The sequence below is a fragment of the Candidatus Magnetobacterium casense genome (assembly GCF_019173545.1).
GTDB lineage: Bacteria > Nitrospirota > Thermodesulfovibrionia > Thermodesulfovibrionales > Magnetobacteriaceae > Magnetobacterium > Magnetobacterium cryptolimnobacter.
Genome location: NZ_JABXWD010000781.1, coordinates 1 through 1,079, shown reverse-complemented (window position 1 = coordinate 1,079; position 1,079 = coordinate 1). Strand labels below are relative to the sequence as shown.

Annotated in this window: 1 protein-coding gene and 1 pseudogene; both read left to right on the top strand. The window is 54.1% G+C overall.

The features are described from left to right. A pseudogene (locus HWQ67_RS19470) lies at nt 1-403 on the top strand (lysine 2,3-aminomutase); the annotation flags it as partial. Then, the coding region (locus tag HWQ67_RS20305; RefSeq protein ID WP_218254355.1) for a D-alanine--D-alanine ligase family protein at nt 400-1,079 on the top strand (680 nt) is incomplete at its 3' end. The pseudogene HWQ67_RS19470 and the gene HWQ67_RS20305, both read left to right, overlap by 4 nt.

Genomic DNA, 1,079 nt, shown 5'->3' with positions numbered 1-1,079 from the left:
GCTGTGCCACGCGCTTCAGAGGATAATGGTGCGTCCATATTATCTATACCAGTGCGACCCGGTAAACTCGGTCGAGCATTTCAGGACGAGCATCTGGAAGGGTATAGATATCCTGGAGCAGATGAGGGGTTTTACCGGCGGGCTCTGTATCCCGACATTTGTTGTGGATGCCCCGGGCGGGGGCGGCAAGGTCCCTCTGCAGCCTTTTTATCTGCTTTCGGCATCGGATGACGAGGTAATTCTGAGAAACTACGAGGGGATGATTATCAGGTATCACAATCCCATTGATAAGGAACAGAAGGATGTTCCGGTAAGGCAGCCCAAGGGCTCTAAGCTCCCTGTAGATACGGCCCGCTATAAGAGAAGAAAACAAAAAACCCTGTTTACGCCTGAGGCCAAGTGAACATCGGCCTCACATTTGACTTGAGAAAGACATACGAGGCAATGGGGTTCTCCAGTGAGGAGACCGCGGAGTTCGACTCCGAGGAGACTATAGACTGCCTGGCACAGAGTATTAAGAAGGCCGGCTACGAGGTCTCGGCTATAGGCAATATCTATGACCTTGTAGGGCAGCTTGCCCGCGGGATGAGATGGGACCTTGTCTTTAACATCTCAGAGGGCATGTACGGGCGCTCCAGAGAGGCACAGATACCTGCCCTGCTTGAGGCCTACGCCATTGAGTATACATTTAGCGACCCTCTGACGCTTGCCCTGGCCTTGGACAAGGCGATGGCCAAGGCCGTTGTGCGCTCAGCCGGTGTGCCGACACCGGATTATGCCGTGGTTGATGCCGCCCCACTCTTAAATGGGTGTCCACCCTTAAATGGGTTTCCACTATTTGTCAAACCCCTTTGCGAAGGCACTGGCAAGGGGATCGAGCCCGGCTCAATAGTGTGGACCGAGACAGATTTCAAAGGGCGCTGCGAGTTCATCCTGAAAAAATATAAGCAGCCGGCCATCGTAGAGGACTATCTGCCCGGCAGGGAGTTCACAGTAGGCATTATAGGCACGGGTAGAAGCGCGCGTGCGGCGGGAACCCTTGAGGTCAGGCTGCTCGATAATGCGGAGCCTTTGGTATA